Source organism: Yersinia sp. IP36721, assembly GCF_003634395.1.
GTDB classification, from domain to species: Bacteria; Pseudomonadota; Gammaproteobacteria; order Enterobacterales; family Enterobacteriaceae; genus Yersinia; species Yersinia entomophaga.
In genome coordinates this window covers 1-2,808 of the sequence record NZ_QCZL01000055.1, presented here as the reverse complement: position 1 = coordinate 2,808, position 2,808 = coordinate 1, and the positions used below count along the sequence as shown (strand labels likewise).

Genomic DNA, 2,808 nt, shown 5'->3' with positions numbered 1-2,808 from the left:
TTCTACATTCGCATGGGTACTGGGTTGGTTAATCCAATCGTTGTGAAACAGTACCCAGCCGAATGTGGTGAAGAGAGCAATTAAAGATTGTATATTGCGACATATTGTTGCATTCTATCTGTGCGCTATCGCAAGCGTATGTGATTCTCCTCACATGAAATACAAAATCCGAAGAGGCACACGCAATGGCTACCAGTATTCGTTTAGACGACGACTTTGTTAGCGACGTAAAGGTTCATGCTGATGCTGCAAGTCGCAGTGTTCCAAAGCAGATTGAGCATTGGGCAAAGATAGGGCGTATAGCCGAAGATAACCCTGACTTGCCTTACAGTTTTATTCTTGAATCTCTACTGGCGCAAAGCGAGGTCGATAACCACAAGGTTACGCGCTATGTCAGAAGAACAGCACGGAAGTGAGATTGACGTTTATGAAACCCGTCGATTCTCAAAGGCATTAGCAAAGCTACCAGAGGCTCACTTGGCGGTGGTGGAAGATGAAATCGAAAAGATTATCAAAAACCCCATCATAGGTGAGCAGAAAAAGGGGGATCTCAGCTATCTCCGCGTCCATAAGTTTCAGCTTAATAACCAGCTTACTTTGCTTGGATATAGCTGGATAGAAGATAAAATCGAACTTTACTTATTAAGTTTAGGTTCGCACGAAAACTTCTATCAGGAACAAAAGCAGCAACGCAAAGCCGATCTCAAGTTAATTAGCTAGTCGGCATAAAATTTTAAGGCTCACTTCGGTGGGCCTTTTTTATTTAGCCCGCCGCCAGTGCCAATCACCCTCAAAAATACAACGTGCCTGAATGGGCCACGGCGGCGAGCTATTCCCTACACAACAGCACCCGACCAAATGCCGGGGAAGATTTTCCCCAAACGGGGGGTGGGTCATGAAAATGTTGAAATCACCGGATGTATGGATGCTCATCATTGCCTGGATAGCAGACCACCGGGGTGAGTTACTTAGCGCGGCACTGGCTGCGTTGATGGCTTACTTGCGTGGCTGGTATGCCGGAGGAGGTAAAACGCAACGTATGCTTGATGCGGCCATGTGCTCAGTGATGGCATGGTTTATCAAAGATGTATTGGTTATAGCCGGGCTGAACCCTGACTGGTCATTAATTGCCAGCGTGTTCATTGGGTACATGGGTACGGATTACATTGGTTCGGTGCTAAAGCGCATCGTTGGCAATAAGACAGGGGCTGACAATGCAAATCAGTAGCACCGGAATCAATCTAATAAAACAATTCGAAGGCTGCAAATTGACGGCATATCCAGACCCTGGCACCGGCGGCGCTCCCTGGACAATTGGTTACGGCTGGACTCAGCCAGTAGATGGTAAGCCCGTGGTTCGCGGCATGACTATCGATCAGCCTACCGCCGACCGGTTGCTGAAATGCGGAGTTGTCCAGTTCGAGCAGGGCGTTAACCAGATGCTCAAAGTCGGCGTAACCCAGAATCAATTCGACGCCTTGGTATCGCTGGCCTACAACATCGGAACCCGAGCGCTCAGCACATCGACGCTGATGAAAAAGGTAAACGCGGGTGATGCCAAGGGCGCTGCGGATGAATTCCTGAAATGGAATAAAGCAGGTGGGAAAGAAATGAAAGGCCTGACTAATCGCCGGGCGGCTGAGCGTGAGCTTTTCCTGTCATGAGTCGCGTAACGGCAATACTCATCGCTGTAACGGTGGCTCTGCTATTCGGCCTGATGTATTACCACGGGCAAGTAACCAGGCTACAGCGCGACGTCTCTGACATTACCCAGATAGCCAACAGCAGGCAGTCAGCCATTGACACGATGCTAATTCAGCGCCAGCAGGTTGCCGTTATCGACATCAAATACACCAAGGAACTGGCAGATGCCAAATCTGAGAACGAGCGCCTTCGTGCTGATATCGCTACTGGTGCTAAGCGGTTGCAGCTCAACGCCAGCTGTAAGCGATTGCCCGAAGCCACAGCCACCTCCAGCAGCGTTGATGATGCCAGCGCCAGACTTACTAACGCCGCTGAACGGGATTATCTCAGTCTCCGGGAGCGGATCGGAATTGCAACCAGCCAAATAAACGGCTTGCAGGACTACATCAATAACGTGTGCCTGAAAAATTAAGGAATTAATTATGAAAGACGAAAAGCAGGTTAGCTTTGAAGAAGCATCAAAACCGCTAGTTAAGTGGCTGGCTGAAAACGTTCACCCACACCACACAGTAATTGTCACCAGCACTGGCGCTGAGTTAATGATGGGTGAGATGTCATTTCCCACTGAAGAATTCCTGAAAGACTAAGTCACCAGATTGTGCAGCCCTAAAGAGGTGATCCACATCTTGCTGACGGGTAAGCCGTAAGTGGTGTAGCAACTCTGTGAAGACGTGGCAAAGCTGCGAATAGATAAGCTCAAATTTGAGCACATCTTCAGATATCAGGCCTCACTTCAGTGGGGCTTTTTTGTACCTGCAATATCTCCGCGCATTCACCGCGCATTTCAAACGAGAGTCTTTCAGAAAGCTGAGCCTGAGAATTTCCGCTATAAGGTGGCGACCTTCTCTCGGGCGGCATTCTGGTGAACAGGCTCATCTTTCTAAAAGGTAATCGCTATGAAACACCTGATTAAAATCATCAAAGGCACTCCAGTAGTTAGCACTGATGTAATCGCAATAGAGTTTGGTCGTCGTCACGATAACGTAATGCAAAACATTCGCTCCTTGATTGATTCTGAACATTTAGATGCCCTTGATTTCAAGGAGACCTCCTACGTAGATAAAATGAACAGAGCAAAGCCATGCTACGAACTTACTGAGCGGG

7 protein-coding genes are annotated in these 2,808 nt (G+C 48.4%); all 7 read left to right on the top strand.

Annotation, left to right across the window (positions count from 1 at the left end; translation table 11 throughout):
* Positions 1-185: 185 nt before the first annotated feature.
* Entirely contained in the window at positions 186-416 is a 231-nt protein-coding gene (locus DBA33_RS20080) for a ParD-like family protein (RefSeq protein WP_048901742.1), read from the top strand.
* Positions 391-720: a type II toxin-antitoxin system RelE/ParE family toxin gene (locus tag DBA33_RS20075; RefSeq protein WP_049602237.1), complete on the top strand. Its 330-nt coding sequence runs from the start codon at positions 391-393 to the stop codon at positions 718-720. The genes DBA33_RS20080 and DBA33_RS20075 overlap by 26 nt, the downstream gene beginning before the upstream one ends.
* Positions 721-895: 175 nt before the next feature.
* Positions 896-1,228 (top strand): phage holin, lambda family, encoded by a 333-nt coding sequence (locus DBA33_RS20070; protein ID WP_064512138.1) that lies wholly within the window; start codon positions 896-898, stop codon positions 1,226-1,228.
* On the top strand, positions 1,215-1,664 hold the full coding sequence (locus DBA33_RS20065; protein ID WP_120807098.1) for a lysozyme: 450 nt from the start codon (positions 1,215-1,217) through the stop codon (positions 1,662-1,664). The genes DBA33_RS20070 and DBA33_RS20065 overlap by 14 nt, the downstream gene beginning before the upstream one ends.
* Positions 1,661-2,116, top strand: coding sequence for a lysis protein (locus DBA33_RS20060; RefSeq protein WP_120807097.1), 456 nt, complete (start codon positions 1,661-1,663; stop codon positions 2,114-2,116). The genes DBA33_RS20065 and DBA33_RS20060 overlap by 4 nt, the downstream gene beginning before the upstream one ends.
* A gap of 10 nt (positions 2,117-2,126) precedes the next feature.
* Positions 2,127-2,291, top strand: a complete 165-nt coding sequence (locus DBA33_RS20765; RefSeq protein ID WP_162975256.1) for a hypothetical protein — start codon at positions 2,127-2,129, stop codon at positions 2,289-2,291.
* Between the two features lie 309 nt (positions 2,292-2,600).
* Positions 2,601-2,808: Rha family transcriptional regulator (locus tag DBA33_RS20055; RefSeq protein ID WP_205582793.1), on the top strand; the 208-nt coding region annotated here is incomplete at its 3' end.

Coding starts and splice junctions, on each gene's coding strand:
- DBA33_RS20080 (WP_048901742.1), top strand. CDS start 186: ATGGCTACCAGTATTCGTTTAGACGACGACTTTGTTAGCGACGTAAAG.
- DBA33_RS20075 (WP_049602237.1), top strand. CDS start 391: ATGTCAGAAGAACAGCACGGAAGTGAGATTGACGTTTATGAAACCCGT.
- DBA33_RS20070 (WP_064512138.1), top strand. CDS start 896: ATGAAAATGTTGAAATCACCGGATGTATGGATGCTCATCATTGCCTGG.
- DBA33_RS20065 (WP_120807098.1), top strand. CDS start 1,215: ATGCAAATCAGTAGCACCGGAATCAATCTAATAAAACAATTCGAAGGC.
- DBA33_RS20060 (WP_120807097.1), top strand. CDS start 1,661: ATGAGTCGCGTAACGGCAATACTCATCGCTGTAACGGTGGCTCTGCTA.
- DBA33_RS20765 (WP_162975256.1), top strand. CDS start 2,127: ATGAAAGACGAAAAGCAGGTTAGCTTTGAAGAAGCATCAAAACCGCTA.